Annotated in this window: 19 protein-coding genes; 13 read left to right on the top strand and 6 right to left on the bottom strand. The window is 32.9% G+C overall.

Features of this window, described 5'->3' with window-relative positions; all coding sequences use genetic code 11:
* The first annotated feature begins 24 nt into the window (after positions 1–24).
* The 3 genes from CN692_RS05075 to CN692_RS05065 are packed head-to-tail and all read left to right on the top strand — an operon-like array spanning position 25 to position 5,510.
* Positions 25–1,971 carry a putative thiazole-containing bacteriocin maturation protein gene (locus CN692_RS05075; RefSeq protein ID WP_098118053.1) on the top strand — a complete coding sequence of 649 codons (1,947 nt, stop codon included), beginning with the start codon at positions 25–27 and terminating at the stop codon, positions 1,969–1,971.
* Positions 1,968–3,911, top strand: a complete 1,944-nt coding sequence (locus CN692_RS05070; RefSeq protein WP_098118052.1) for a TOMM precursor leader peptide-binding protein — start codon at positions 1,968–1,970, stop codon at positions 3,909–3,911. Before CN692_RS05075 ends, CN692_RS05070 begins: the two co-directional genes overlap by 4 nt.
* Positions 3,912–3,935: 24 nt before the next feature.
* On the top strand, positions 3,936–5,510 hold the full coding sequence (locus tag CN692_RS05065) for a SagB/ThcOx family dehydrogenase (protein WP_098118051.1): 1,575 nt from the start codon (positions 3,936–3,938) through the stop codon (positions 5,508–5,510).
* A gap of 534 nt (positions 5,511–6,044) precedes the next feature.
* Here CN692_RS05065 and CN692_RS26035 read toward each other — a convergent pair.
* Positions 6,045–6,212, bottom strand: a complete 168-nt coding sequence (locus tag CN692_RS26035) for a hypothetical protein (protein WP_179865435.1) — start codon at positions 6,210–6,212, stop codon at positions 6,045–6,047.
* A 322-nt stretch (positions 6,213–6,534) separates the two neighbouring features.
* On the opposite strand from CN692_RS26035, the gene CN692_RS05060 reads away from it, so the two are divergent.
* Positions 6,535–7,335, top strand: coding sequence for a M15 family metallopeptidase (locus CN692_RS05060; protein WP_257143969.1), 801 nt, complete (start codon positions 6,535–6,537; stop codon positions 7,333–7,335).
* A gap of 277 nt (positions 7,336–7,612) precedes the next feature.
* Here the strand turns inward: CN692_RS05060 and CN692_RS05055 are convergent, their stop codons facing one another.
* Entirely contained in the window at positions 7,613–8,833 is a 1,221-nt protein-coding gene (locus CN692_RS05055; RefSeq protein ID WP_098118049.1) for a helix-turn-helix domain-containing protein, read from the bottom strand.
* 436 nt (positions 8,834–9,269) lie between these two features.
* Here CN692_RS05055 and CN692_RS05050 point away from each other — a divergent pair, with 436 nt between their 5' ends.
* Together CN692_RS05050 and CN692_RS05045 are read left to right on the top strand one after the other, a co-directional pair.
* Positions 9,270–13,424: a S8 family serine peptidase gene (locus tag CN692_RS05050; RefSeq protein WP_098118048.1), complete on the top strand. Its 4,155-nt coding sequence runs from the start codon at positions 9,270–9,272 to the stop codon at positions 13,422–13,424.
* Positions 13,425–13,540: 116 nt separating this feature from the next.
* A complete protein-coding gene (locus CN692_RS05045) occupies positions 13,541–13,756 on the top strand; it encodes a hypothetical protein (RefSeq protein ID WP_098118047.1) in 216 nt (71 codons plus the stop codon).
* A gap of 277 nt (positions 13,757–14,033) precedes the next feature.
* Here the strand turns inward: CN692_RS05045 and CN692_RS05040 are convergent, their stop codons facing one another.
* The 3 genes from CN692_RS05040 to CN692_RS05030 form a co-directional block, all read right to left on the bottom strand.
* The gene (locus tag CN692_RS05040; RefSeq protein WP_098118046.1) at positions 14,034–16,076 is read right to left on the bottom strand and encodes an acyltransferase family protein; all 2,043 of its coding nucleotides are present in this window, start codon (positions 16,074–16,076) and stop codon (positions 14,034–14,036) included.
* 286 nt (positions 16,077–16,362) lie between these two features.
* Entirely contained in the window at positions 16,363–17,235 is an 873-nt protein-coding gene (locus CN692_RS05035; protein ID WP_218923231.1) for a DUF3298 and DUF4163 domain-containing protein, read from the bottom strand.
* A gap of 25 nt (positions 17,236–17,260) precedes the next feature.
* Positions 17,261–17,746 carry an RNA polymerase sigma factor gene (locus CN692_RS05030; protein WP_098118045.1) on the bottom strand — a complete coding sequence of 162 codons (486 nt, stop codon included), beginning with the start codon at positions 17,744–17,746 and terminating at the stop codon, positions 17,261–17,263.
* 440 nt (positions 17,747–18,186) lie between these two features.
* Here CN692_RS05030 and CN692_RS05025 point away from each other — a divergent pair, with 440 nt between their 5' ends.
* Positions 18,187–18,636, top strand: a complete 450-nt coding sequence (locus tag CN692_RS05025) for a ferritin-like domain-containing protein (protein ID WP_098118044.1) — start codon at positions 18,187–18,189, stop codon at positions 18,634–18,636.
* 132 nt (positions 18,637–18,768) lie between these two features.
* Positions 18,769–19,341, top strand: coding sequence for a GNAT family N-acetyltransferase (locus CN692_RS05020; protein ID WP_098118043.1), 573 nt, complete (start codon positions 18,769–18,771; stop codon positions 19,339–19,341).
* A 34-nt stretch (positions 19,342–19,375) separates the two neighbouring features.
* On the opposite strand, the gene CN692_RS05015 is transcribed toward CN692_RS05020, so the two are convergent.
* On the bottom strand, positions 19,376–20,674 hold the full coding sequence (locus CN692_RS05015) for a polysaccharide deacetylase family protein (RefSeq protein ID WP_098118042.1): 1,299 nt from the start codon (positions 20,672–20,674) through the stop codon (positions 19,376–19,378).
* Positions 20,675–21,205: 531 nt separating this feature from the next.
* On the opposite strand from CN692_RS05015, the gene CN692_RS05010 reads away from it, so the two are divergent.
* The 5 genes from CN692_RS05010 (at position 21,206) to CN692_RS04990 (ending at position 26,476) form a co-directional block, all read left to right on the top strand.
* Positions 21,206–21,961, top strand: a complete 756-nt coding sequence (locus CN692_RS05010; RefSeq protein ID WP_098118041.1) for a DUF2087 domain-containing protein — start codon at positions 21,206–21,208, stop codon at positions 21,959–21,961.
* 22 nt (positions 21,962–21,983) lie between these two features.
* Positions 21,984–22,352 (top strand): GIY-YIG nuclease family protein, encoded by a 369-nt coding sequence (locus CN692_RS05005; RefSeq protein ID WP_098118040.1) that lies wholly within the window; start codon positions 21,984–21,986, stop codon positions 22,350–22,352.
* 59 nt (positions 22,353–22,411) lie between these two features.
* A complete protein-coding gene (locus tag CN692_RS05000; protein WP_098118169.1) occupies positions 22,412–23,740 on the top strand; it encodes an MATE family efflux transporter in 1,329 nt (442 codons plus the stop codon).
* Between the two features lie 336 nt (positions 23,741–24,076).
* A complete protein-coding gene (locus CN692_RS04995; protein WP_098118039.1) occupies positions 24,077–25,408 on the top strand; it encodes a cytochrome ubiquinol oxidase subunit I in 1,332 nt (443 codons plus the stop codon).
* Positions 25,409–25,459: 51 nt separating this feature from the next.
* Positions 25,460–26,476, top strand: coding sequence for a cytochrome d ubiquinol oxidase subunit II (locus tag CN692_RS04990; RefSeq protein ID WP_098118038.1), 1,017 nt, complete (start codon positions 25,460–25,462; stop codon positions 26,474–26,476).
* Positions 26,477–26,822: the final 346 nt, after the last annotated feature.

The raw sequence follows: 26,822 nt of genomic DNA, 5'->3' as shown, positions 1-26,822 counted from the left end.
ACTGCATTGAAGGGGTTGAAAAGTATGTCCAAATTGAATTCATCTACACGGCTAAAAGTTAATCGAGATACTTTTTTTATACCTGATTCGAATGGAGGTGTTTATTTCAGGAATAATTTAAGTTCATTTCGTATGGAAGGTGCTTCTGTTTACCAATGGATTGAAAAGTTATTTCCTATGTTTAATGGTGACCACTCATTGGGAAATTTAACAAATGGACTTCCTAGCCAATACGTAGATCGAGTATATGAAATTGGAGAAATACTATATAATAATGGCTTTGCGCGGGATGTAAGTAAGGATCATCCTCATCAATTGTCAGAAGAGGTTTTAACTAAATATGCAAGTCAAATAGAATTTCTAAATTGTTTTGGTGAGTCTGGTTCCTATCGTTTTCAGACGTATCGACAATCAAAGGTATTAGCAATCGGATCCGGATCAATTGTCAATTCGCTAGTTTCGGCATTACTTGAGTCAGGGTTGCCGAAGTTTCACCTTCTAATAACGAGCCCGGAAAATACCGACGAAAAACGAATAAAAGAGATTGTAGATCATGCCAAGAAAACAGATACTGAGGCAGAAGTTGTATTAATAAAGAGAGAGAAGCTTTCTTTACGAGAAATTGTTTCTAATTTTGATTCGATTTTATATGTTTCAGAGGATGATAATTTATATGAACTTAAGATGCTGAATGACATATGTAAAAGGGAGAACAAGAGATTTATCCCTGCAATTTCTTCACATAAGATTAGTATGGCTGGGCCACTAGTGACGCCAAATTCTGTGGCTTGCTTTGAGTCAGCTTGGAGAAGTATTCATCAAGAAATACTGAATGACGGGGGGACACTGCAACCTTTGTCTTCCATGACGGCAGCAATGCTAACGAATATCATAGTGTTTGAGTTATTTAAAGACATTACAAATTCACGTGAGAAGGAAAAATATAATCAAATTTTTATTATTAATCAAGAAACGCTTGAAGGTAATTGGCATTCATTTTCGCCTCATCCATTGGTTAGTGGGAAGGCAAAGGCCAAATTAGTTCATAATTTTAAAGAAATGCTAGAGCAAAATATTAATAGAAGTGACCAAAGCAAGTTATTAACATACTTAGGGCAATTTAACTCCCAAGAAACTGGACTATTTCACGTTTGGGATGAAGGAGAATTAAATCAACTTCCTTTGGCTCAATGTCAGATACAAGTAGTAGATCCACTCACTGAGGGGCCAGTTAAACTATTATCAAATAAAGTGTGTACTGAACTAACTCACGAGGAAGCACGAAGGGAAGCAGGGCTTACAGGGATTGAAATGTATGTATCACAAATAGCCGAGCAAATTATCAAGAATTCAGAAACTGAAGTTTTGGAGAGTATTGAACCACATGAATACATTGCCATCGCTACCGGTCAAAGCTTTTCAGAGAGTATTTGTAGAGGACTTCAAAAATATTTGTCTGAAGAGCTTGATCAGCAAACGAATGGACAAAAAAACCATATACGGAATGTAAATGAAATAAAAATAGAAGATGAACGGGCCAGATTTTATCTACAAGCATTTAATACGATACAAGATTTACCGAAGATAGCACTGGGAAAGGAAATTTTCGGATTTCCTGTAGTATGGATTGGTACAAAACAAGGTTGGTATAGAAGTGTTGGTTTAAATATAACAATTGCCTTTCAAGAAGCATTAAAACAGGCCCTTAAGGAGGCACAAAACAAGTCTTCATTATATGATTCAAAGGCTATTGAGACTTCAGCTGTTTTACTTGAAGAAAAGGATAAACTCGACATCATAATTCCTGAATCTAAAGGTACTGAACATACTGATCTTTTACTTTCGGCTATAAACATCTTAAAGCAGAATAAAAAGCAAATTTTATCGCTAGAATTAATGCTTGAATCGTTTAATGTAGAGGAGCTAGCGGGAGTTTATGGCGTCTTGTTAAGAGAGGTGAACCAATCTTGAAATCAGTCGTTACCATTTTGGGAGATGGACTATTAACGAAATATGTGTCCGAGATTCTTGTAAATAAGTATCAAATAGTCCAGCAGAAGGAAATAGACGTTCCGATCCAAGAAGACACTAATTTAATATTGATTTTGGACGACGCATGGAATCCAAAAGTTCTTGAAAAAGCCGACGAAAAGTTAAGAACATCTAATGTGCCATGGTTACGTGCCTGTGTTTCATTTGGAGAAGGTGTAATTGGACCTTTAGTGCGTCCGGGAAAAGTTGGTTGCATTAAATGCGCCGATTATCGACGTATAATGGCCGGCAGAGAACGAAGAGAAATGCTAAAAATAGATGATCAGTTATTAGAAGGTGATGGGCAATCAAGTGATGTATGGGGAACTAGAACAGGATTACTACAAATGGCTTATCTAATTGCAGCTGAAGTAGAAAAGTTTATGAACGGGAAAGAAACGCGTATAGACGAAAGAATCTTTATCTTAAATTTAAAGACATTTAAAAGCGCAAATCACTTTTTTTTACCAAACCCATTATGTCCAAATTGTGGGCAGTTAGATGATGATACATCTGATTCTGCGATTATTTCACTTGAGCCTAGTATGAAAATTTCACCATCAAGCTACCGCAGTCGTTCGATGGATGAATTGAAAAAGGTGCTAGTTAGCGATTATTTAGGTCAACGAACAGGTTTTTTAAACGGAAAGGCATATGATCTAACTACCCCATTTGCAGATGTAGTTGTAAATTTACCACTACTTCAAGGGGATGAAGGAACGGCAGGACGGACTCTCTCATATGAGTCTAGTGAATTAACTGCTATTTTAGAGGGGCTAGAAAGATATTGTGGTCTTACCCCTAGGGGGAAGCGAACAGTAGTTCACGATAGTTATCAAAATTTAAAAGACCGGGCAATTAATCCGGAAATCGTTGGTACTCATTCAAAAGAGCAATATTCTTTACCACACTTCCCATTCAAGTCATTTAACCCTAAGCGTAAAATGGATTGGGTATGGGGTTATTCCTTTATGAAAGAGGAGCCGATTCTTGTGCCTGAGTTACTTGCTTATTACAGCTTGGGCTGTGGACATGGATTTGTGTATGAAACTTCAAATGGTTGTGCACTTGGAGGTAGTTTAGAAGAAGCTATATTTTATGGTATTTTGGAAATTGTTGAACGGGATTCATTCTTAATGACTTGGTATGCAAAGCTACAGCTTCCTCGACTTGATCCTAAATCGGCGAATGATCAAGAGCTGGATTTAATGATTGAACGTATGCGCTTGGTTGGTGGGTACGAACTTCATTTGTTTAACTCGACGATGGAAAATGGAGTACCAAGTATCGTAGCAATTGCAAAAAATCTAAAAGAAAGTGGCTTAAATCTCATTTGCGCTGCCGGTGCTCATCTTGACCCGGTTAGAGCGGTTAAGAGCGCAGTGTATGAGTTAGCTGGAATGATGTTAACTTTGGATAAGAAGTTTGAAGAAAATTACGCCAATACTATGAAAATGCTTCTAGATAATACGCTCGTTAAACAAATGGATGATCATGGAATGCTGTACGGATTGCGACAAGCAGAAGAGCGTTTAAAGTTTTTATTAGATGATAACCGCCCATTAAGGACGTTTGAGCAAGAATTTAAATGGAATACAACCCATGCAGATTTGACGAAAGATCTAAAGGATATTCTGCAAGTTTTTAAACAATTAAATCTTGATGTCATTGTAGTTGATCAAACTACACCTGAGCTTAAACGAAATGGACTATTTTGTGTAAAAGTATTAATCCCTGGGATGCTGCCGATGACATTCGGAAATCATTTAAAACGATTAAATGGACTTGATCGAGTGCTAAAGGTTCCGGTTAAATTAGGCTATGCGAAAAAGCAACTAAAGCCGGAACAATTAAATCCATATCCACATCCGTTTCCATAGGGGGTGTTTTAGGAGGTTCATTAGATGAGTTTACAAACATTTCTACACAACCTTCATTTTGATATTGAAAAGGCAAATCAATCAAACTGGGAAGTAGACTGGGAGGATGCGCCTTTAACTTATAAATTATACAAAGATTTACCTATAATACCTCTTTCACTGGACGTTCCACTGTCCTTAACAGAGGAAAAAAACGCAGTAAATCCGAGCTTAAACAAAATAGGATATTTTCTATGGTATGTATATGGATTAACTCAAATTGCCCAAACGGCTATCCCTTCTGGTTCAAATGAGACCGTTACAATGATGTCGTCGAACCGAAGATTTGTACCTTCTGGTGGGGGCTTATATCCTAATGAATTATACTTATATTTAAAAAGCGATAAAGTCTCTTCCGGGATTTATCATTATGATGTAGCTAGACATTGCTTAGTTTTATTAAGAGAAGGAAACTTTGATTCTTATATATCAAGTGCTCTAGGAAATAGATGTGATATTCCTAAGTGTTTTGGTACTATTTTTATTTCAACAATGTTTTGGAAAAACTTCTTTAAATATAATAATTTTTCTTATCGTCTCCAAAGTTTAGATGCTGGTGTACTAATTGGACAGATTTTAGAGGTGTCAAAACGCTTTGGGTTTAAAGCAGGGGTATACTATCAGTTTTTAGATCAAGCAATCAACCATCTAATTGGTGTGCACGAACGGGAGGAAAGTATATACGCTGCAATTCCGATTTCTATTGAAGAATCGTCTTTATTTTCTAGTGAAAATAGTAAAAGCATGAGCTTCAATTCAACAGATTTAAGTAAAGAATTACCTACAGTTTCGCACAAGTATATATTAAAATCGAAAAATATAAGAGAATTCCCAATGCTGATTAAAATGAATAAACTATCAATGATGGATTCGACGCAATCATTTAAAAAAGTAGACAAAAGTGATGAAGTTTTAGAAGGTCAGCAACGAATAAGTTTGCCTAAAGTCAGCATGTTATCATATGATCTAGCAGCTATATGTAAGAAACGCTTTTCACCCGAATTAGACTTTACAATACGTCCCGTCAGTCAAAAAACTCTAGCGACACTACTTCAAGAGACAACAGCCACCTTTTCGTATTTGAACGATTTAGACGAACCCTTCAAAAAAAATAAAAATCGTCCCAAACTATATATGTGTTTACACAACGTCGAGGGGATTACCGATGGCGCATATTGCTATGATGATCTTACTCATTCGTTAATAAAAATCAAATTAGGCGATCATCGAATCCAGCTTCAATATGGAATGAATGCTTCAACTGTAAACTTATGCCAAATCCCAATTTGCATACATGTAGTCGGAAACAAAGAACACATCAAGTCGACACATAGCTATCGTGGCTACCGAATTCAACAAATGGAAGCCGGCATGATGGTGCAGCGATTACTGATCGCCGCATCAGCCCTAGAAATGGGTGGCCATCCACTATTAGGATATGATGTAAAACTGTGTGACGAAATATATGAATTAGAAGAAACAGAAAAAACAAGTCTAATACAAATCCCGATCGGATATTATCGAAATAGACCTTGGATGCTAGGAAACTTGCACGGTTGATTTTTAAAAGTGGGTAGAGCTGAAGAAAGAAAGACAGCGATTTTATTTAAGTGGAAATTAAAAGTACACAAGATTAGCATATATTGGATCAATGAGAAATGAGGATACTTTTTTTAGTATCCTTATTTTTTTTGAGCTTAAAAATAGCAACATGCTCATTGTATAAATAAATAAAAAAATACCGATAACAATATTAAATGAATAAAAAGGAATGATTAATATGAGTTTAATTAACGCCATTATTTTAATGCAAATTCTACTTATTTTTATATCATTGATCATTACTGCTGGAATTTGTTACTTAACATTTAAGTTTATAAAATACTTAAAAAATAATTTTTAATTAGTATGTTACACGTTTGAAACATTTTTAAGTTAGGATATTAAATAGTGAATTGACTCGACATACATTCGACATGCAATTTAGTTTATATAGTACTTTTGACTTAAAAATACGTAGTGTTCTTCGATTGATTGTTATTTAAATATAGAATAAAAACCTTCAAAAAGAAGGTTTTTTATCCTAATAAATATTTAACGTAAATATCCCCAAAGTATAATTGGTGTAATTAAAAATGTATAAAGTAAAAATTGAAGTATGATAATCGGTGCAATTTCCCTAAAGTCTTCAGCCCAAAACTTAGCAATAGTAGCAGTTATGGCTAGTTCTAATAGGGGACCAAAACAAATTAACCATTTCATTATTTTTCTCTCCTGTATATAGATTCTTAGATGTATTAGTTTTTAGTGAATTCTTTTTTCCTAAAAATTCTAAAAAATTTATTTATATATCCATCGATAAAATTATATTAACACAATTTTAGAATTGTTAAAAATACTATTTATTACCATGACATATAATTAAAAAAAATGTCAGATTATAAAACTTTTTGTATAATTAAATTCGTCTATTGTTAGTAGAGAAAATATAAAGTAAAGTTTTTGCTTTTTTAAAAGTTAAAGTTGATTTTTTGTGACATGAAAAATGATAAAAAATATAGAAAATATAGGAGGAGAACAGAAAGTGTCTAGTAGAAAAAAACCAATTATAGGTATAGCCATTTCATCTTTAGTTATAGCAGCAGGAGTTGTAGGTACTATAAACTATCAGAATCATAATAATGAACCTAAAACAATTGTGATTAAGAAAAACGATCAAGTCAAAACAGATATTGTTAAAAATAATAATGTACTAAACTTCCCAGATTATTATAAAACAACAAAAGAAGACGAGTCCGGTTTATTAGAAGTGTTAAACATCGATTCAAATTTAGTTTTAGTTAATAAAGATCGAAAACTACCAGATGGATATGAACCGAGCGATCTAATCTATCCATCCATTCCTTTAAATGGAGCAGTAAAAGATAAAACAAGAATGAGAAGTGAAGCTGCTCATGCATTAGAAAAATTATTTGCGGGTGCAAAATCGGATGGATATACATTAACTGCAATTTCTGGATATCGTTCATACGATCGACAAGTTTCGTTATACAATAATTATCTATCTGTACATGGCGAAGAATGGACTAAAGCGTACAGTGCATATCCAGGAACAAGCGAACATCAGACTGGACTAGCTATGGACGTTTCTTCACCATCATTTGGTAATGCTTTAGAAGTCGGATTTGCACAAACGCCTGAAGGAAAATGGTTAGCAGAGCATGCACATGATTACGGATTTATCATTCGTTATCCTGAAGATAAAGTAGACTTAACACATTATCACTATGAGCCATGGCATATTCGTTACGTCGGAAAAGAATACGCTACTTATCTATATACAAAACATCTTGCACTGGAAGAAGCAATGCCAGCTAAGAAATAAGAAAAGCTAAGGTAGGAAGAGTGGGTGAAAAGGCATGTTCTATAATGGGACATGCCTTTTTAGTGTGCTGAAATAAAAACTGGTTCATGAGTTAAAAAAAGAGAGTGAATCTGAAAAAAATTAACTCATAAGGGGTTCATGAGTTAAAAAAAGAGGGGATTTACGAAAAAAATTAACTCATAAGAGGTTCATGAGTAAGTAAATAAGCAAAAAGATGACATCAACCACATATTTTCAACATAATAAAAAGGCACGTCCTTCAATGAGGACATGCTTTTTATTGATTTATTAATGTATTGGCCATTCTAAGTGCTTTGCGTGTTTGTTTGCATTTAAAATAATAGTTAAACAATTCTTTTTCTGACTGATTGATTAAATACGCAAAGCCTAATTTTTTAAAATATGGTAATGAGTAATCCGATAAATATCGATGATAATCATGTTCTTTTTCTAAAATTAATAGATCTAATAAGGTGAATAAACAGATAAACAATTTATCGTTTTTCTCGGAAGCTAACTGGTAGCCTTCATTAATAAGTTGTAGTAATTCTCCTTTGGGTAAAAGTTCTCCATAATATGAACTTCGTATATATCCTTCGAGTGAAAGTATGTATGGGATCGATTTATGATCCTTCAATTTCATCGATTCGAAATAATATTTTTTCGCTAATTCGTATTCGTTTCTTCGATAGTATTCAAATGCTAAATTATGATATACTCTAGCTTTTCGTTCGTTCGATTTGCAAATTTCGCAGCTTTGGATTAAGTTTTCAAATCTTTTAATGATTTCTGTAAAGTCTTCATTATCTTTAACTTGTATGAGCATAAGCATCTCGGAATCAATTACACGTAGATAGGAATTTATACTTTTGAAATATTGACGAGCTTTATCAGCATAGAAATAGGCCATTACAGACAACTCGTTTGAGTGATAGGCTGATGCTAAATGATAAAAATACTCCTCATTAGCATATTCTTCATTATTTATTTCTTTTAAAACTTGAATGGCATTTAAAGGCTCGTGCATTGTTAAGTGGTAAATTCCTAACACATGTCTAAAAAGATTCAATTCATAAGGCGATAATTTATGCTTTATTTTTTTGATTTCAATGATGAGCTCCAAGGCTTTATCAACTAAATTCTGTATTAAAAAGTATCGAATACGAAGTAGTTTATATTGATTTATATAATTTGATATTCGTATTAGCTCTTCTTGTTCAAGCTCTATGTTTATTTTTTCTACTTCATCAAATAATTGCATGACAATTGCCTGTTGCCAATTATCGATCTGCTTTTTGATATTTTGTAATTTTAATATCTCTTGCTCGATTTTTATTCCAAGTCGATCTGATAGTAGTGTAATGATTTCATGTGCATATTCAGTTTGAGATCTTTCAATTTTACTAATATGAGTACTAGAACAAATACCTTTTCCTAATTGCTCTTGTGTCATTTGAGATTTTTCTCGATAATATTTTATGATTTTCCCCTCATACATAATATATTTCTCCCCTTAGAAAACCTTTTATTAAAAGTTTGAGTAGTAGAAAACCAACAATTCCCCCAAGTTTATAATAAAAATTTCTATTGAATTTAGATGACTTTCTTCCAAAATACAATCTATCAATCAATAAATTTAGTAAAATATGAGACTTTCATCCTAAAAAGACAATCTAGAAACGTTTTTTTTGTCATGAAATAAGAATTCAAATGAAAACTCGGACTGAAATAACCCCTATTTACCATGAAAAATCGCTAAATTACAATCAAATTGTTAGAGTTATTTAATTATTCTTAATCTAATTTTACATCATTTTTTTAATAGGAGGAATGAAATAGATTTAGATACTTAATCATTTTTGATTTGTGTTCTATTAAGATTCAATTTTCACTGAGTTAATCTAACGAAGGATAAAGAGAAGGAGAGCATAGAAATGAAGATTAGAAAGAATAAAGTGTTAAACGTGATGGTAACTAGTGTATTGACTACGAGCTTTTTTACAACTTATTTAATGCCCCCAAACAAGTCTTATGCAACTTCTAATTCTGTAGAAACACTCTTAAAGGGACTTACGGATGAGCAGAGACAATCAATTAAACGATTAACTCCACAAGAAGGTTTTGTGGTGGATCCAAGTTTATTATCATTAAAGGACAAAAACGCAAACATTATAGTTGAGCTTAAAACTTCACCAATCGAAAAGGATCAAAATGGAAAAATAAAAGAAGTGTCAAAAAGTAAAAGAGAAAAAATTAGAGGCGAACAAGAATTTTTTAAAAAGCGATTATCGGAAATATGGAATAAGAAAAACCAAAAAGCAGAAATAAATCAAGAAGCGAAGGAGGCAACTAGCCAGTTTCATATTAAGCAATCATTTGAAAATGTATTTAATGGAGTGGCTATGACAATTCCTACGGATCGAATCAATTCACTTCTTGAAACGGGTGTAGTCAAACGAATTTGGAAGGATAACAAAGTTAGTGTACCAATTAATGAGCTAACTACTAAAGATTCGAAAGAAAATAAAGTAGTCCCTCCAGCATTACCACTTTTAGGTGCCGATCGTTTACATAACGAGGATATAAATGGTCAAGGAATTAAGGTTGGAGTTCTTGATACAGGTATAGATTATAATCACCCGGATTTAAAGGATGCTTATAAAGGTGGTTATGATTTTGTAGATAATGACTCAGATCCGATGGAGTCAACGCCTGCTGATCTTATCGCTTCTGGTGAGCCTGCCGAAGTCGATGGTCGACCATTTGTTACCGAACATGGAACACATGTAGCAGGAACAATTGCTTCAAACCCACGTAATAATGTTGAATATGCGATGACCGGCGTTGCACCAAATGTTGATTTATACGCATATCGAGTACTTGGTCACTATGGTTCTGGATATGATTCTTGGATTATAGCTGGTATTGAGAAGGCTGTAGAAGATGGTATGGATGTTATTAATCTATCTTTAGGAAACAGTAATAATTATTCTTTGGATGCTACAGCTGTAGCAATTAATAATGCAGCGCTTCAAGGGGTAGTTCCTGTTGTAGCTGGAGGAAATGCGGGTCCGACACCAGGATCATTAGGGTCACCTGGTTCATCACCATTAGCAATTACTGTTGGGGCAAGTGATGTTCCTACAGATATACCGACAGTAAAAACGAGTATAGGTAAGGCTATAGTTAGTAATGAGCTAATGGCTCACGGCTTAGGGAAAGATTATTTAAGTGTTATTGATAAAAAATTGAATGTTGTTGACGTAGGAATCGGTGCGGAAGAAGATTATGCAAATAAAAATGTTACTGGGAAAGTGGCGCTAATCTCACGCGGTACATTATCTTTTGACGAAAAAATTCGCCGTGCTAATGAAAAAGGGGCAGTAGCAGTGTTAATTTATAACAATATAGAAGATGAGATTCCATTTTTCTTAGGTGAAAATTTTGGGTATGTACCTACCTTTAAAATGAGTCAAGATGAAGGGCAAAGCATTGTAGATGAACTTAAAATGAATCCTGATGCTGAATTAAAAATGACAGATTTACAGTCAAATATGACAACGGGCGATGTATTAGCAGACTTTAGTTCCCGTGGTCCTGTTAGTAATAATTTTGATATTAAACCAGATGTAGTTGCACCTGGAGTATCCACTTTTTCAACGGTTCCAGAATATATAAACAATCCCCAGGAGGGTACGGATTACTCAACAAGTTATGCTAGTATGGATGGAACTTCAATGGCTACACCGCATGTTGCGGGAGTGGCTGCATTACTTCTTCAATCCCATCCAGATTATACGGTTGCAGATGTAAAAGCTGCACTTATGAATACAGCAGATCCGTTAAAAGGAAGAACTTATAATGTAAACGAGGTTGGAGCTGGACGAGTAGATGCTTATGAAGCAGTTCATAATACGACTTTAGTCGAAGTTCAGAATAAAACTTATACATTAGATGAGGATGGATTAAAAAAACAGATTGATGATGTTTCAGGTTCGTTACCATTTGGAAGTATTACGCAAACAAGTGAGGAACAAAATCGAACAACGTCAATTAATATTAAAAACTTAAGTGATCAAAATGAAACATATCATACGAGAGTAGAATTTTTAACGATTGATAGTGTTTCAAAGGATGCTAGTAAAAACGGAGTAAAACTAGAATTACCTTCAACTGTATCTGTTAATGGAAACGAGAGCGTTAATGTAGATGCGAAAATATCAATACCAAATTCTGCTGAGATCGGTATTTATGAAGGGTATATTTACGTAGAAAATGAATCAAAGACACAGGAATATCAAATTCCATTCCATGTTCGATATACTACAAGTGGCTTCGCAAAGGTTGAATTCTTTAAGAATGCAATTACGAGTGATTTAAGTAATTACCACCCAGATATATTACCATTTACTCCAGTTACAATCAGATTAAACAGTGAAATGAAAAAAATAGATGTCGTTGTTAGTGATTTATCTGGAAAACCAATTGGATTATACGGTACTTTCGATTTAGATGGAGCAAATGTTGATACAGACTACTTAGTGATGTACGGATTTTCAGGTGATGTAAAATTATTTACAGGCAACCCAAATAAACCACTATCACTAGAATATGAATCATTAGATGAGGGCAAATATATCGTTTCTTATATTGGTACAGATGCAGATGGAAAAACCTATAAGGTAGACAATGATATGGTAATTGATAATACACCTCCAAAAGTAGTATTTGATAAAAAGACAGGCATAAATGAAATTACTAGTGAAGATTTAACAACTGAAACAAACCCAATAGATGGTAAAGATTACAAAGCTTACTGGGTCCACGGTAATTTGTATGATGATACGATTGACTATTTAAAGAGCAGAGGACATAATCTGACACAAGAAGCGAATACGGTTTATGCTTACCAGGATTCATCTTGGCCAACAGCACAATTTTTCCCTACAGCAAATGGAGATTTTAAATTTGGAGTACTACCAGAGGAGTATGCTAATTACCCTACAAATATAGCAGTTTATACTTATGATTATGCAACTGCTGGTAACCCGATTTTCCCTGATTTTACAATTATTAATAAAGGTGATCGATATTCAACGATTAATACAGCGGCGAAAGAAGTAACGCTTGGTTCAGAGTTTACAAGTACATTTACTGTCCATAATGCAAAAGATTTAACAAGTGCAAATGCAACAATCAATATTCCTAACTATTATAAAGTCATGAGTGTAAAACAATCGAAGCAATTAGATGAGTTAATAAAGAAAAATAATTGGAGTTTTCGTATTGGTAAACCACAAGTAACAGAAGACACTTGGTCAAATATGACGACAATTTCAATTGATATTAAGGACAAAAAGACAAAATTACCGGTGAAAATTAATGGTAATATTGATTTGTTAGATATTAATCTAAAAGTTGTGAGTGATCTTAACTATATGAGGGAGAGCGGATTTTATTATCAGGAGTCAACTTATCAGACAAATGAAGGTAATCAAGTTACATTACCAACATACGCTAATCACTTTAAATTCATAGCTCAACACTCAGTTTTAGAAGGTTATTTCCACGGTGAGGCAGTAAACTTTTATAACTACGACTTAGATTATTCAAAATTAGGTGTAAAAGCATATGTTGTCGACAAAAATGGAAAACAATATAAAGCGGATATTTCAGAAAATGGATATATGACTATTTTTGATATTCCAGCAACTGCAGATGATTGCACACTAGTAGTCAACATTCCAGGACACTATCAATATAGTAAAAAACTTAAATTAAGTAAATTAATAGACGGAAAAGTCCAAGGAATAGACTATATTGCTTACACTGACACTGCTGCTGCGGGAGATCTAAATGGAGATAATGTAATCGACATTTACGATGCAAAAATAATTGCAAATAAAGCGAAGGCAACAGGCGATAACTTGAAGGAAGATTTAAATAAAGATGGCGTAGTTGATTTAGTAGACTTCAATTATGTTGAAAAGAACTTTATGACAACAAATCCATATTTCCCTACTTCAATTAAACCAGTTGAAAAAACAAGTAAATTAACGTTAGAAGAATTGAAGAAGAGCTTTAATTAGTTAAAAGATTTAGACCACAAGGAATTTACCTTGTGGTTTTATTACGTTTAGAAAGTTCTGCTAGCTATGTTAAGATAAACTTGTTAATTAAAAAATGTTAATGTAATTAGGAGTGAATGGTTATTAATACGCTTTTGCGAGTATTAGGTATTGCCTTATTTATTATAAGTGTACAAGGTTTGATAAGAGGCATTGTGCCTTGGTTTAGCAGTGGCAATTTTAATTTTATCTTACCGTTTGGATCGGAACAGTATGCTTTATTTTCATATATCGTTATTTTGATTATTGGACTTGTTTTAATATCTAAAACAAAAAAATTTGATAATGAGTAAGCTGCTAGAAAGCGAACATAATATGTCCTGTGTTGATTAAGTTGTGAACTTTATTCATAAAGCAGCTGTTTTTGTGCGTAAATACGTTAGTTTTGTTCATAAATGGGTGAGTTTTGTGCATAAAGCACTGAGTTTCGTACATAAACCACTGAGTTTTGTGCATAAACCACTAAATTTTGTTCATAAGGGCCATTCCGCGCCAAAGAATGACGACAATCCGATAAAAAAACAAAAAGAAAACCACAAGGGACATGATTCCCTTGTGGTTTTACTCATTTTACTTCCATGATTCAATTGCATTTGTTACTAATGAAGCAAATACTTTTGCGCCGTTTGGTTTTAAATGAACGCCGTCTGGTGAAAAATATGAGCTATGATTTGCGCTAGCACTATGCCAGTCTAGAACTCTAGTATTAGGATATCTATTTGAAACTTCTCTTAAAGTTTTATTAACGAAAGATTCCCAAGGTCTAGGTACTCGCGTGTTTACAAATAAAATTTTTCGATCTTTTCCAATTAAATCAATTAGAGAAGACATTTGTTTTCCGGTGAACGGACCATTTGTACCTAGTTCAATGACAACAATATTACCAAGCGAATTTGTGTTTTTAGCTTGTTGAATAATGCTAGTTGCTTCAGTAAATTGTCTACCAATTTTAGCGTTTACTGATAAAGATGGATAGGTCTGTTTGAGCTGAGGAATCGAATTAATAACAATCGAGTCTCCAATAATAAAGATGTTTTTTTGATTATCCGTAACATCAGGTGTATTAGTGTTAGTTGGAGTTTGGTTAGTATTTACATTCGAATTCTGATCTTCATTCTTTGCTACATTTTTATCGTCATTCTTTTGTTCATTCTGATCTGGTTCATTTTGTTTGGTTGTTGTATTATTTGCAACGGGCTTTTCATCAGTTTTTGATGGATTATCATCGGTTTTTGATGGGTTATTGCTTTCGTTATGTTGAACTGGGTTCGTTGCTACTTTATCATGATCAACTACGTTAGTTGAAGGAGGCTTTTTAACATTGTTTTGTACCGTTTCAGCTGATTGCTTTGATACGGATTGAACTGACTCTACCTCTGAGCTTGCTTTTACTCCTTTAGCGTCTGGAAGTACTGATAGCCCAAAGCTAGCAATTCCAGCTAATAAAACAAACGTGCTAATCATGACGATATGTTTGTAGAAGAATTCTTTTATATTAATATTTCCTGAGAGGAAGTTCTTTAAAAGTAATCTTAGTTTGCCTTTTCGAATCGGGTCTTCAATGTAGCGATATGAAAGTGCTGCAAGAACAAATATTAAGGTAATTTGAATAAGTGCTCTAAAGATTGAAACATCACCTGCATTTACTTTAGGGGTAAATAATATAATTACGGGGTATTGCCATAAATATATACCGTATGAACGTAATCCAATCCATTTCAATGGTCTCATTGATAAGAATCTACCAATCTTGCTTGTAGGGTGTGCAAGCGCCGCAATTAGCATAGCAGCAGAAATTGATAATAGGAACATTCCCCCACGATATAGGAAACTATCATATTGATTCGTTTTCCCCACCATAAGTAGAAAAATGAATAAACCAGTAATTCCAACTACATCAATTAAAATTTTTCCAGACTTTGTAACGTGATTTGTAAGCTTTCGACTCGGCCATACTAGTGCTAAAGCTGCACCTATTAGTAATGAAAAGGCTCTCGTATCAGTACCGTAATATACTCTACTAGGATCACTCCCTGGATGGAATAATATAGCCATTAAAATTGCTGAAACAAATGCGCCGATTAATGTAAATAAGAAAAGTCGATCCTTATTTTTAATATATTTTAAGCCTAATAGAGTAAGAATTGGCCAAATGATATAAAATTGTTCTTCAACTGCTAACGACCAAAAATGATTTAATAATGATGGGTTTGCATATGAATCAAAATACGAAAGATGATGAAAAATATACCACCAATTACTGTAATAAAAGATTGCAGCTACCGAATCTTGTTTTAAATTTCCGATCATAGATGATTTAAACAATGAAACGAATGCTATGAGAATAAGTAATAACGTAAACATCCCAGGTAAAAGTCTTTTGGCGCGACGGAACCAAAAACCTTTTAAGTCGATTCTATTATTAATACTCCACTCTGCAATTAATAGATCAGTAATTAAATAACCTGAAAGTACGAAGAAGACCGATACTCCTAAAAACCCACCAGATGCCCAGGAGAAATTTAAGTGATATGCAATTACTGACAAAACCGCTAAAGCTCTAAGTCCGTCTAATCCGCCCATGTAACGATACTGTTTGTTTGTATTAGACATAAGATTTGCCTCTACGTTTAAACACCTCATAAACGATTTCTTTCTCAAAAGAATGTTGAACGCTTAGAAAATCTAACTTTCTAGCTTTCTGAACCAAAAAGTTCATTGTAAACTACCCCTTCCCCTAATATAACTACTTATATTAGCCCTATCTTTATTTATTTGGCTTATGGTTATATCTATTTCGTTTCGCTTAAAAGAGAGCCAAGTCTCAAAATGAGAGAGGCCCTTTTAAATTCATTTGTTTATACTGTTAATTTATTAAGGATAATTTAAGGAAACCCTGCTATCTTATATAATGATTACCGACTAAATCTTTTGAAAGAATATCAGTCGGAATAATGAATTCAACAATACCCATATAACCAGGGGCTACCTCATATTTATCAAATGAGATTACTAATTTATGATCATTATTTATATAGAAATTTTGATTCTCTTTAATACTTGTAAAAGCATCAATTGAATAATCCAGATTTGCCTCAGGTATCCAGTATACCTTACTTTCGTCCTTTTTCATCTGCTCTTTCATTTGTTCTTTAATATTTTCACTAATTATTTTTACATATGATTGATCTTTAAAAAGGATTGGTAATGACAATAAGATTTCTTTTTTCTTATCAATCGTGTCAAACTTCATAGTTGTTGACGAAGAAGCGGCAGTATTGACAACATATCGTTCAATGGACAATATATCCTCATTGTCTGTTTTGACTTCATAACCGCTGTCAATTCCTAAGTGCGCACCAGAATCCTTTTTGACTGATTCTGTTTCTTTCTTGAATTGTTCATAAAGCTTACGGTTTTCATCTAAGTATTTTTTGTTCAAGCTTTGCTCTAAATCTTTATTTTTTAAATTAGTAACAGCAGGAACCTTTAGATCTGCTTTATAGGTTGGTTCATTTACAGTAAATTCAGTAAAAGTTAGTACATTAATAACATTTCCGAGTATTGGAACATTCGATAAAGTCTTTGCGAATGATGAACTAGTGTTAATTGATAAAACAAATAGTGCTGCGGCAACAAATCCAGTAATCGATTTTAGAGGATATCTTTTTTGCATGGAGCGTTTAATTGCTTTTTTAACGATCATGTCCAAGTTATCAGGAATGGGGACATTCTTGTAGTCCGATCTTAATTTTTCTAATTTCTTATCCAACTAATTGGCCTCCTAAAAAATAAATTCATTTCATTTTAATCCGGAGTATTTCTAAAGCTTTATATAAACGAGTCTTTATTGTATTTGGACTTTCCTGTAAAATTTCTGCAACTTCTTCGATTTTAAGGTCTTCGAAATACCTTAGGACAATTACAGCGCGGTATTTAGTTGGTAATGATTCTAATGACCTTTCTAAATCAATATTAGTGTAATTATCATCTTGGCCTGGAGAATATAACTCAATCGTTTCTTCATCCACTACCATTATTTTTTTCTGTTTTCTTAAAAAATCTAATGCTGTATTTACTACAATTCTATAAAACCAACTTTTTAAAGATTGTTCATTCTTTAATTTATCTTTTGAGGAAATGGCTTTTTGAATAGAATCTTGTAATATATCCACCGCATCTTCTGAGTTTTTAACGTAGCTATATGCTAATCGATAAAAATCGTCTTTATTATTAATAATAAAATCTACAAGTTCCTTTTCTAAGTTTAACTTCCCCTTCATGTAAAGAGCTCCTTTTTTGAGATACGTATCTAAGAAGGTACACATATAAAAGACGTATACCTATTCGAAAAAGTTTTATAAAAAATAAAAAAAATATAAGTTAATTTTTACTAAAAATAAATCGTACCGAAAACGTGTATTTTCGTAAAAATTTACTGTGAAAATTAGGAACAATGAAGTGCAGAGAAATGGGGGGAGAAAAAGAAAAGTTTGTTCAAAAAAATAAAAAAGCAAGGAGCCAATCCCTTGCACCTAGGTATTAATATCAATACAATCTTAAATTCTTTAATCTGCTCCTTATTCTACCCTATTCCTTGTAATTGATTATTCCTTTAATCTTTTTTAAACCATTCGTTTTCCTAAATCCATACATTCATCTAGACACGCACCCAATACTTCGTTTACCCATAAAGTAATATGTGGTAAAGAGGAGGGGACATATGTATTCTTATCAAAATCCAAATAATTATTACGATTACTATAGACAGTTAAACGCTGAATTAGAAAGAGACATTGAAAAAGCGATTAACTTAAAATATAATGCAATCAATTGCCTGGCACAATTAGGACAACAAGCACCAAATGATGCTACAAAAGTAGTGATTAATGAGATTCGTGAAGATGATGTTAGACATTATGAAGCGTTTCAACAAGTTTATCGAATACTAACAGGAAGAACAATTGAAGCCAAAATTACACAAGTATGTGGGAAAACCTTTAAACAAGGAATTGAAGCCTTATTTATTGGAGAACAATATGATAGTCGCTTTTATCTAAAAATTGCCGACAGTACAACGAATCAAACTGTTAAAAATGTCTTTAATCGAGCGGCTATTGAAGATGGCATTCATGCAAATTGGTTCTTATATTTCATGATAAAAACTAAATAAATACGTAAAAGAAGCATTACATAAAGTAGTGCTTTTTCTATTAGAAGTATTCCATTACATAATTAGATTAGGGATAATAGAATTGAAACAAGTTGTACTGATTTAAGTATTTTAATTGGAGGATAAATTAGAATGGAGAGCCTTAATTTTAAACCATTTCCAAAATTAATCACGGAACGATTAATTTTAAGACAAATGAACCAAGACGATAAAAATGAAATATTTGCATTGCGATCAAATAAAGAAATGTCCAAATATATTAGCCGACCGCTTGTAAAAGAGATAGATGAAGCACTGCAATACATTAATATGATTAATGAAGGAATAGATCGTAATGAATGGGTTCTTTGGGCAATTACACTTAAAGAAAGTGATCAATTGATTGGGACAATTTGTTTGTGGAATTTTGCAATCGAACAATCAAAGGGGGAAGTCGGATACGAACTTTCACCGGAGCTTCAAGGAAAAGGAATCATGCAGGAAGCAATTGAAACAGTGCTAGATTACGGATTTAAAGTATTAAATCTACAAACAATAGAAGGCGATGTTCAGTCGGGAAATCAAAAATCAATCCAACTACTAGAGAGAAATCAATTTAGTAATAAAGGTAAAATCGAGAGAGAGTCAACAAGTGAGGAAAATAAATATTCGTACATTTTTGAACTAACAAGGGAGAAGTTTTACACTGGTGCAGGGAAGAAATGAATAAAAAAGTAGTCACTTTAGCGTGACTACTTTTTTAATATAAACTAACTATTTTTAAATTTTTTGATTTAAGATATTCAATAATTTGAGGTAAAGCATCTAAAGAAGGTTTTGATTCATGAAGTAAAATGATGCTACCAGACTCGGTGTAGCTTTTTACATAATGAATAATTGTATTTGTGTTGCGATTTTTCCAGTCTTCAGTATCTTTATTCCATAAAACCATTTTAAATTGATGTTTTTGCATTAATTGTATAGTTGCTTCGTTTTTTGCTCCGTATGGAGGTCTAAAGAGAACTGTGTCTTGCTTCGTAATATTTTTGATTAGATTGTTCGTTTGAATTAAATCATTTTCTTGTTGTTTATAAGATAGTTTTACGAAGTCATAATGGTGCATAGAGTGGCTTCCGACTGAGTAGCCGTTTGAATATGCATATAGAACATTTTCAGGAAATCTTTGAACATTTTCCCCGATATAGAAAAACGTTCCCCCGACTTTGTATTTTTTTAATATATTAACAAATTCCTTTGAATATTTCGATGGACCATCATCAAATGTAAGTGCTACACTGCCTTCTGGGATGCTATAACTTACTACGTTTTTTAACTCTGTAGTTGGGTAGATTGATAGGACGGGCTTCTTTACGGGTTCTTGTTTTGTTGCATATCTTACGTCTGGTTCATTTATTTGAGAATTCGGTTGAGAGACATTTTTAATTGAAGTCTTCTTTGGATCTTGTTTTTGCTGGTCTATCTTGTTTTGCTTTTCATTAACTTTTATGTTTTGTGCCTTGGCAACACTTTCAGCTTTTGCTGGTTTTTTTCCACAAAAAAAGGATTCTGAGACACAAGTGTGACTCTTATAACCTATTAAAATAATAGAAAGCAGGCTAATAGCCGCAACAGTAATCCAACCATAAAGCTTATACCGTTTCGAGCTATTCTTTTCATTTTTTGAACTTGATCGAGTAATTGATAAATAAGGCAAATCGATTAGTATTCTAAGATCTTTCATATTTTTTATGGAATGAAGCTGTAGATGGTATTCCTCTGAACATGAAAAGTAGATTTTCTCGCTTTTATGATCACTAGTTTTAGTTACATAGCTAGTAAACTGACCTTTTTCCTCATACCAAGCACTATTTAACGAAAGATTATACTTCACATTCTCTTCAAAATTAATTTTTGATTTCAAAAGATTAGCCGTTTTGTTGTCAATTTCCCAATGAAGCTCAATTTCTTGATTAAATAATAGTTTAATATGCAAATACGATCTATCGAATTTTTGTTCGACGGATAAAAGCTCAATAAGTTTTTCTTGGTAAATTGACATAACTTCCCCCTAACTTTTATAGAAATCACTTCCGATTACACGTGAATGATATATAGTCAAAACCTGATTTGTTTATATATTTAATTTTACTGTTTTTTCTTAAAAAATATTAGTCTATTAAGAAAATAAAATAGTTCTTTTTAACACGCTGAAATATGACAAATATTAAATTATCTTTACATTTTAATTGTAAAGTACTGTAAAGAATTGTCAATTGTTGATTTTAAATTGGTTCTGGTGTCTTAAGTGAATATGTTTGTAAAGGGAATAAAGTACTATTTTGTAAGTTTTTGTAGGTAATAATTGGAAATATTGAAAATAAATGCCATTTAATGATTATTTTTGAAAATAATTGGATGAATTTCATTTACAGTGAATATTACAAAGGCTTTTTGATCAATATATGAATTTTGGAATTAAATTTTAATGAAATTGACAATTTATAAACAATGACATATTATGTTTAGTGATTAATAAACATTTTAACTATTTGTTTGTGAAATAATAGATAATAAAAGGTTGTGTTTGCCAATGGAAAATTTAGATGCTTTTTGGAATGCTGGAAATAAAGAATTAAAACAAGGGTATAGCGAAGAGAAGGATCATTATTCATGCCTACTTTGTAGTGAAAAGATTGAGAAAGGAATTGTTTACCAAGATTCAGGTGTTTTATATGAGGCTGAAAAATTTATGAAGATTCATATAGAACGTAATCATAATTCTGTTTTCGACTATTTAATTAAACTGGATAAAAAGTTGACAGGATTAACTGAACATCAAAACCATCTTCTAAGTCTTTTTTACCAAGGTAAGAGTGATGCCGATATTCAAAAAGAAACCGGAATTGGCAGTGCTTCAACAATTAGGAATCATCGCTTTGTTTTAAAAGAAAAAGAGCGACAAGCGAAATTATTCCTCGTGTTGATGGAGCTTTTAAAGGAAAAGGATCAGCATGCTCCAAACTTTTTGCCGCTTCATAAAACAGCGAAAATGGTTGATGATCGTTATAACATCACTGAAGACGAGAAGGAAAAAAGTTTAAAAAAATATTTTCCTGAAGGCGTGGATGGCCCATTAACTAAATTTCCATTAAAGGAAAAACAAAAACTGGTTGTTTTGAGAGAAATCGCTAAAAGATTTTCACCAAATAAGTCATATACAGAAAAAGAGATAAATGCGGTACTAACAGCTATTTACCATGACTATGTCATTTTAAGAAGATATTTAATTGAGTATGGATTTATTGATCGTAAGGCAGATGGAAGTAGCTATTGGCTAAAAGTTTAGTAAAAGAAAGGATTGTTATGAAATGAGTAGGAAAAAAGAATTAAAAATGCAGTATAAAGAAACGAAAGTGCAAGCAGGAATATACCAAATTAGGAATGTTAAAAATGAAAAAATATTTATTGTAAGTACTAAAAATTTAAAAACAATAAATGGAAAGAAATTTGAATTAGAGGCAGGGTCTTGTACAAATCAAGCTCTTCAACAAGAATGGAATGAATATGGTAAAGAATCATTTGTTTTTGAGGAATTAGAAGTTTTGAAAGAAGAAGATATTAGTCCATTAGGTATTAAGGGAGATTTAAAGAAGCTTGAGGAAAAATGGCTGGAAAAACTGCAACCGTTCGGTGAACGAGGTTATAACTCATTTAATGGTAAGGGTGATCAAGCTTGATTACATCAGAGATAAATCCCGATAGGCAAAAGGTAACAAAATTTACTTTATTACGTCCTATGATTCTGTTTCTAATTCCATTGCTTTTAAGTAATATTCTGCAGTCAATTGGCCAAGTTTTTAGCATGATTATAGTGGGGAATTGGCTAGGAGAAAATGCTCTAGCTGCAATTTCTGCTTTCTTTCCAATATTTTTCTTTTGGGTTTCTTTTATTATTGGAATTGGATCTGGTAGTTCAATTTTAATCGGTCAGGCATATGGAGCAAAGTTTGATGAGAGGTTAAAAGCAATTGTTGGAACGACTCTTACTTTTACTTTAATTCTTGCTGTCGCCTTAGCTATTATTGGTAATCTTTTTATTGAAGATTTACTTAAATTAATAGGGACACCTGAAAATATTCTTAATGTAAGTAGTCATTATGCGTCGATTTTATTTTGGTCAATACCAGTTTTATTTATCTATATGGTTTATACGACTCTCATGAGAGGTATTGGAGATTCGAAAACCCCATTTTACTTTCTAGTATTAAGCACGGTTTTAAATGTTGCCCTGTTACCGCCTTTAGTATTTGGATGGATCGGTATTCCGAGGTTAGGAATTTACGGAGCGGCGTATGCATCAGTTGTTTCAACGATTTTAACATGTATCGTTCTAATTATTTACTTATCTAAAACGAAGCACCCTCTTAGAATTGATTCATCAATTAGAAAATATTTACGAATGGATTTTGAACTATTAAAATTAATTTTAAAAATTGGTATACCGACTAGTATAAATATGGTTTTTCTTTCGATTTCAGAAATCGCCGTAATTACGTTCGTAAATCATTATGGATCAAATGCTACAGCTTCTTACGGGGTAGTAAATCAATTATTAAGCTATGTTCAGATGCCGTCAATCTGTATTGGAATTGCAGTATCGATTTTTGCTGCTCAGTCAATTGGTTCGAATCAGTTTGAACGATTAAACCAAGTTATTAAAATAGGTTTATTACTTAACTATGTGCTAGGGGGCATAGTCATTTTATTAACCTATCTTTTCTCAGAGCCAATCTTAAATTTATTTTTAACAAACGCAAGTACAGTTCACATTGCCAATAGTCTATTAATGATCACATTATGGGGATATTTAATCCTTGGCCATTCATTTATTTTGACGTCAACAATGCGAGCAAGCGGCGCAGTTCTCTGGCCGACTCTAATTAGCATTTTCGTCATATGGTGTATTGAAGTACCAGTAGCTTATCTATTGTCTCATTACACACATCTCGGAATGAAAGGAATTTGGGTAGGATATCCGGCAGCCTTTATAGTTGGCCTTTGTCTAAACTATTTTTACTACAAATTTTCTTGGAAAAAGAAACGCATTGTCCGCTTAATAAATTAATATATAGGGCTACCTGAAAGCACTATTAAGAAGTAAACCACGAGATAATTTCTTGTGGTTTTTTTCCCGTTTAGAAAGGGAAATAGACGTAGTTTCTAATTCGGGAATAAGTGAAACTATACCCTATCTTCGCCAATTTTTCTTTCTTTATTTCCACCTTTCTTAATCCGTAACTTAACGTATACCTTTATTGTTAGAGGAACATACTTTTATAGATGCGAACGTGAAAAGTATATAGAGTGATGAATTTCACAAAATAGTAACATTAGTAAAAATTTGATTAGAATAATTAATTCCAATGGACAATAAGATATTACAGTGTAGGGGGGATAGCAGATGGAGTTGGATAATGTCACACTCAGTAGATTACTAACAAGTATGACACTAGTATTTCACATTATTTTTGCAACGATTGGTGTTGGGATCCCATTAATGATTGCGATTGCTGAGGGATTGGGGATTTTAAAAAAAGACCCACATTATTCGTTGTTGGCAAGGAGATGGGCTAGAGGCTACACCATTACTGTTGCAGTTGGAGTAGTTACTGGAACGTGTATCGGTCTACAACTATCTTTATTATGGCCGAGCTTTATGAGAATTGCAGGTCAGGCTATTAGTTTTCCGTTATTTATGGAAACATTTGCTTTCTTTTTTGAAGCAATCTTTCTTGGAATATATTTATATACCTGGGATCGATTCAAAAAGCCTATTTATCATTGGCTAATTATTTTACCCGTAATATTAGGCTCGACCTTGTCAGCATTTTTTATCACTACCGTAAATGCATTTATGAATACACCACAAGGTTTTACCTTGAAAAATGGAGCAATTAAAACAGTCGATCCAATTGCCGCGATGTTTAATCCAGCGGCACCATCAAAAACATTACATGTAATCGTTACTGCATATGTTGCATCTGCTCTCATATTGACTTCGATCGCTGCAATTCAAATTTTAAGAGGAATGAATACAGAATATACACGAAAAGGTCTACGATTAGCGGCTACATTAGGATTAATATTCGCCGTTTTAACTGGAATAACAGGGGATGTCTCAGCAAAATTTCTTGCTAAATACCAACCGGAAAAGTTAGCAGCAATCGAATGGCACTTTGAAACACAGAGAGGGGCAGACTTTGTCTTATTCGGAACATTAGACGATCAGACCCATGAAGTAAAATATGAAATTCGCATTCCTAAATTATTAAGCTTTTTATCTTTTTCAGATTTCAATGCACCAGTAATTGGTTTAAATGAATTTCCAAAAGATGAGACCCCACCTTTATACATACATTATTTATTTGATATTAAGATGACCTTTGTTGGATTAATTATATCGATGACCTTTATTTTTGTTGTATTTTCAATTAAAAAGAAAAATTGGATGCACAATAAATGGCTATTACGTGGACTAGCAATGACCGGACCCGTAGCGATGATTAATATCGAACTAGGATGGATGATTGCTGAAGTCGGCCGTCAGCCATGGATATTAAGAGGATATATGAAGGTTTCAGAAGGGGCCACAACAGCCAAAGGACTAGGCGGAATGTTTTGGTTATTTTTTGTATTGTATGTATTTTTAGGAGTGTTTTGTACAATCGTAATTCGAAAAATGTTCATTCATAATCCACCCGAAGATGAACTTCAATATCGTTTAAAAAAATAGGCTTTGTTTATCAAGTTTGAACAGAGCTGATGAATAGGAGGGTGAGCTTCTTTGAATATTGAGTTATTAGGAATAATCGTTTTATGGACATTCCTATATGGATATATCATCATTGCATCAATTGACTTCGGTGCAGGATTCTTTGCTTATTACGGAAAGGTTACGAAGAAGGATCATTTAATAAGTAATTTAATTAGTAGATATTTATCACCAGTCTGGGAAATTACCAACGTATTTTTTGTATTTTTCTTTGTAGGGATTATTGGATTCTTTCCAAGTGTTGCGTTCTACTACGGTACAGCTTTATTAATCCCAGGTAGTATCTCACTAGTACTGTTAGCAATTAGAGGATCATTCTACGCATTTTCAAACTACGGTTCAAAGGATAATAAAGTATATTTATTCCTATACGGAGCGACTGGCTTGTTAATACCTGCATCACTTTGTACAGTTCTAACGATCTCTGGTGGAGGGTATATTTTTGAAAAAAACGGAGTCGTTCAATTTTTAGCTAAAAATTTATTAACAAGCATCTATTCATGGAGTGTTGTAATCATTGCAATCATTTCAGTTTTATATATTAGCGCTACATTTTTAACATACTACGCTAGTAAAGCAAAGGATGAAAGTGCTCTAGCAATTTTACGACAATACGCCTTATTTTGGACCGTTCCAACAATCCTATCAAGCTTCCTTGTATTTGTAGGATTACGAGATAACAATACTAGATTTTATCAAAATATTATTAACCATTATTGGTGGATGTTTTTACTTTCACTAATTTGCTTTCTGATTGCATCAACTTTAATTTTAATAAAACGAAACTACGGAACAGCTTTTATCTTTGTTATGCTCCAATTCTTCTTCGCATTTTTCGGTTACGGAGCAGCACACTTGCCATATATTTTAGACCCATATATAACAATCTATAATGGCTACACAAATCAAACGTCCGGAACAATGCTAGTAACCGTATTTTTATTAGGGTTACTCCTACTAGTACCATCATTGCTATTCTTATTTAAACTATTTTTATTTGATGCCGAATATATTCAAGGGAAAAAGTAGAGCGGAGGAGATGACATGCACTCTTCAAATAAACATGAAAAACGTTTAGTTATTTTATGCTTTATCGTCGCTTTAATAATGGGATTATCATTTATTAGTAAGTTTTTTCATTGATTTGTGGGGAGGTTTGCAATATTTTATTGTGGCCTCTTTTTTTATAATGGTGGTGTAGATAAATCGGGTGAAACTGCAAATAAAAAAGGGAAAACTGCAAATAAATTTAGCAAAGGTGCAAAAAAACTAATGGAACGGCAAATAAATTACCTAAGTAGCAATGATGTTGAAAGTGCAAATAAATCGGGTGAAACTGCAAATAAATCGGGTGAAACTGCAAATAAAAAAGGGA

This window comes from Bacillus sp. AFS002410 (assembly GCF_002556365.1).
Classification (GTDB): Bacteria; Bacillota; Bacilli; order Bacillales; family Bacillaceae_G; genus Gottfriedia.
The sequence above is the reverse complement of the archived record's forward strand: the minus strand, read 5'-3'. Positions and strand labels throughout refer to the sequence as shown.

What these genes read in the sequence shown, in the direction of transcription:
- CN692_RS05000 (WP_098118169.1), top strand. Translation starts at nt 22,412, where the DNA reads ATGATTCTGTTTCTAATTCCATTGCTTTTAAGTAATATTCTGCAGTCA.
- CN692_RS05015 (WP_098118042.1), bottom strand. Translation starts at nt 20,674, where the DNA reads ATGTCAATTTACCAAGAAAAACTTATTGAGCTTTTATCCGTCGAACAA.
- CN692_RS05005 (WP_098118040.1), top strand. Translation starts at nt 21,984, where the DNA reads ATGAGTAGGAAAAAAGAATTAAAAATGCAGTATAAAGAAACGAAAGTG.
- CN692_RS05065 (WP_098118051.1), top strand. Translation starts at nt 3,936, where the DNA reads ATGAGTTTACAAACATTTCTACACAACCTTCATTTTGATATTGAAAAG.
- CN692_RS04995 (WP_098118039.1), top strand. Translation starts at nt 24,077, where the DNA reads ATGGAGTTGGATAATGTCACACTCAGTAGATTACTAACAAGTATGACA.
- CN692_RS05030 (WP_098118045.1), bottom strand. Translation starts at nt 17,746, where the DNA reads ATGAAGGGGAAGTTAAACTTAGAAAAGGAACTTGTAGATTTTATTATT.
- CN692_RS05045 (WP_098118047.1), top strand. Translation starts at nt 13,541, where the DNA reads ATGGTTATTAATACGCTTTTGCGAGTATTAGGTATTGCCTTATTTATT.
- CN692_RS05025 (WP_098118044.1), top strand. Translation starts at nt 18,187, where the DNA reads ATGTATTCTTATCAAAATCCAAATAATTATTACGATTACTATAGACAG.
- CN692_RS05075 (WP_098118053.1), top strand. Translation starts at nt 25, where the DNA reads ATGTCCAAATTGAATTCATCTACACGGCTAAAAGTTAATCGAGATACT.
- CN692_RS05020 (WP_098118043.1), top strand. Translation starts at nt 18,769, where the DNA reads ATGGAGAGCCTTAATTTTAAACCATTTCCAAAATTAATCACGGAACGA.
- CN692_RS05040 (WP_098118046.1), bottom strand. Translation starts at nt 16,076, where the DNA reads ATGTCTAATACAAACAAACAGTATCGTTACATGGGCGGATTAGACGGA.
- CN692_RS05010 (WP_098118041.1), top strand. Translation starts at nt 21,206, where the DNA reads ATGGAAAATTTAGATGCTTTTTGGAATGCTGGAAATAAAGAATTAAAA.
- CN692_RS26035 (WP_179865435.1), bottom strand. Translation starts at nt 6,212, where the DNA reads ATGAAATGGTTAATTTGTTTTGGTCCCCTATTAGAACTAGCCATAACT.
- CN692_RS05055 (WP_098118049.1), bottom strand. Translation starts at nt 8,833, where the DNA reads ATGTATGAGGGGAAAATCATAAAATATTATCGAGAAAAATCTCAAATG.
- CN692_RS05050 (WP_098118048.1), top strand. Translation starts at nt 9,270, where the DNA reads ATGAAGATTAGAAAGAATAAAGTGTTAAACGTGATGGTAACTAGTGTA.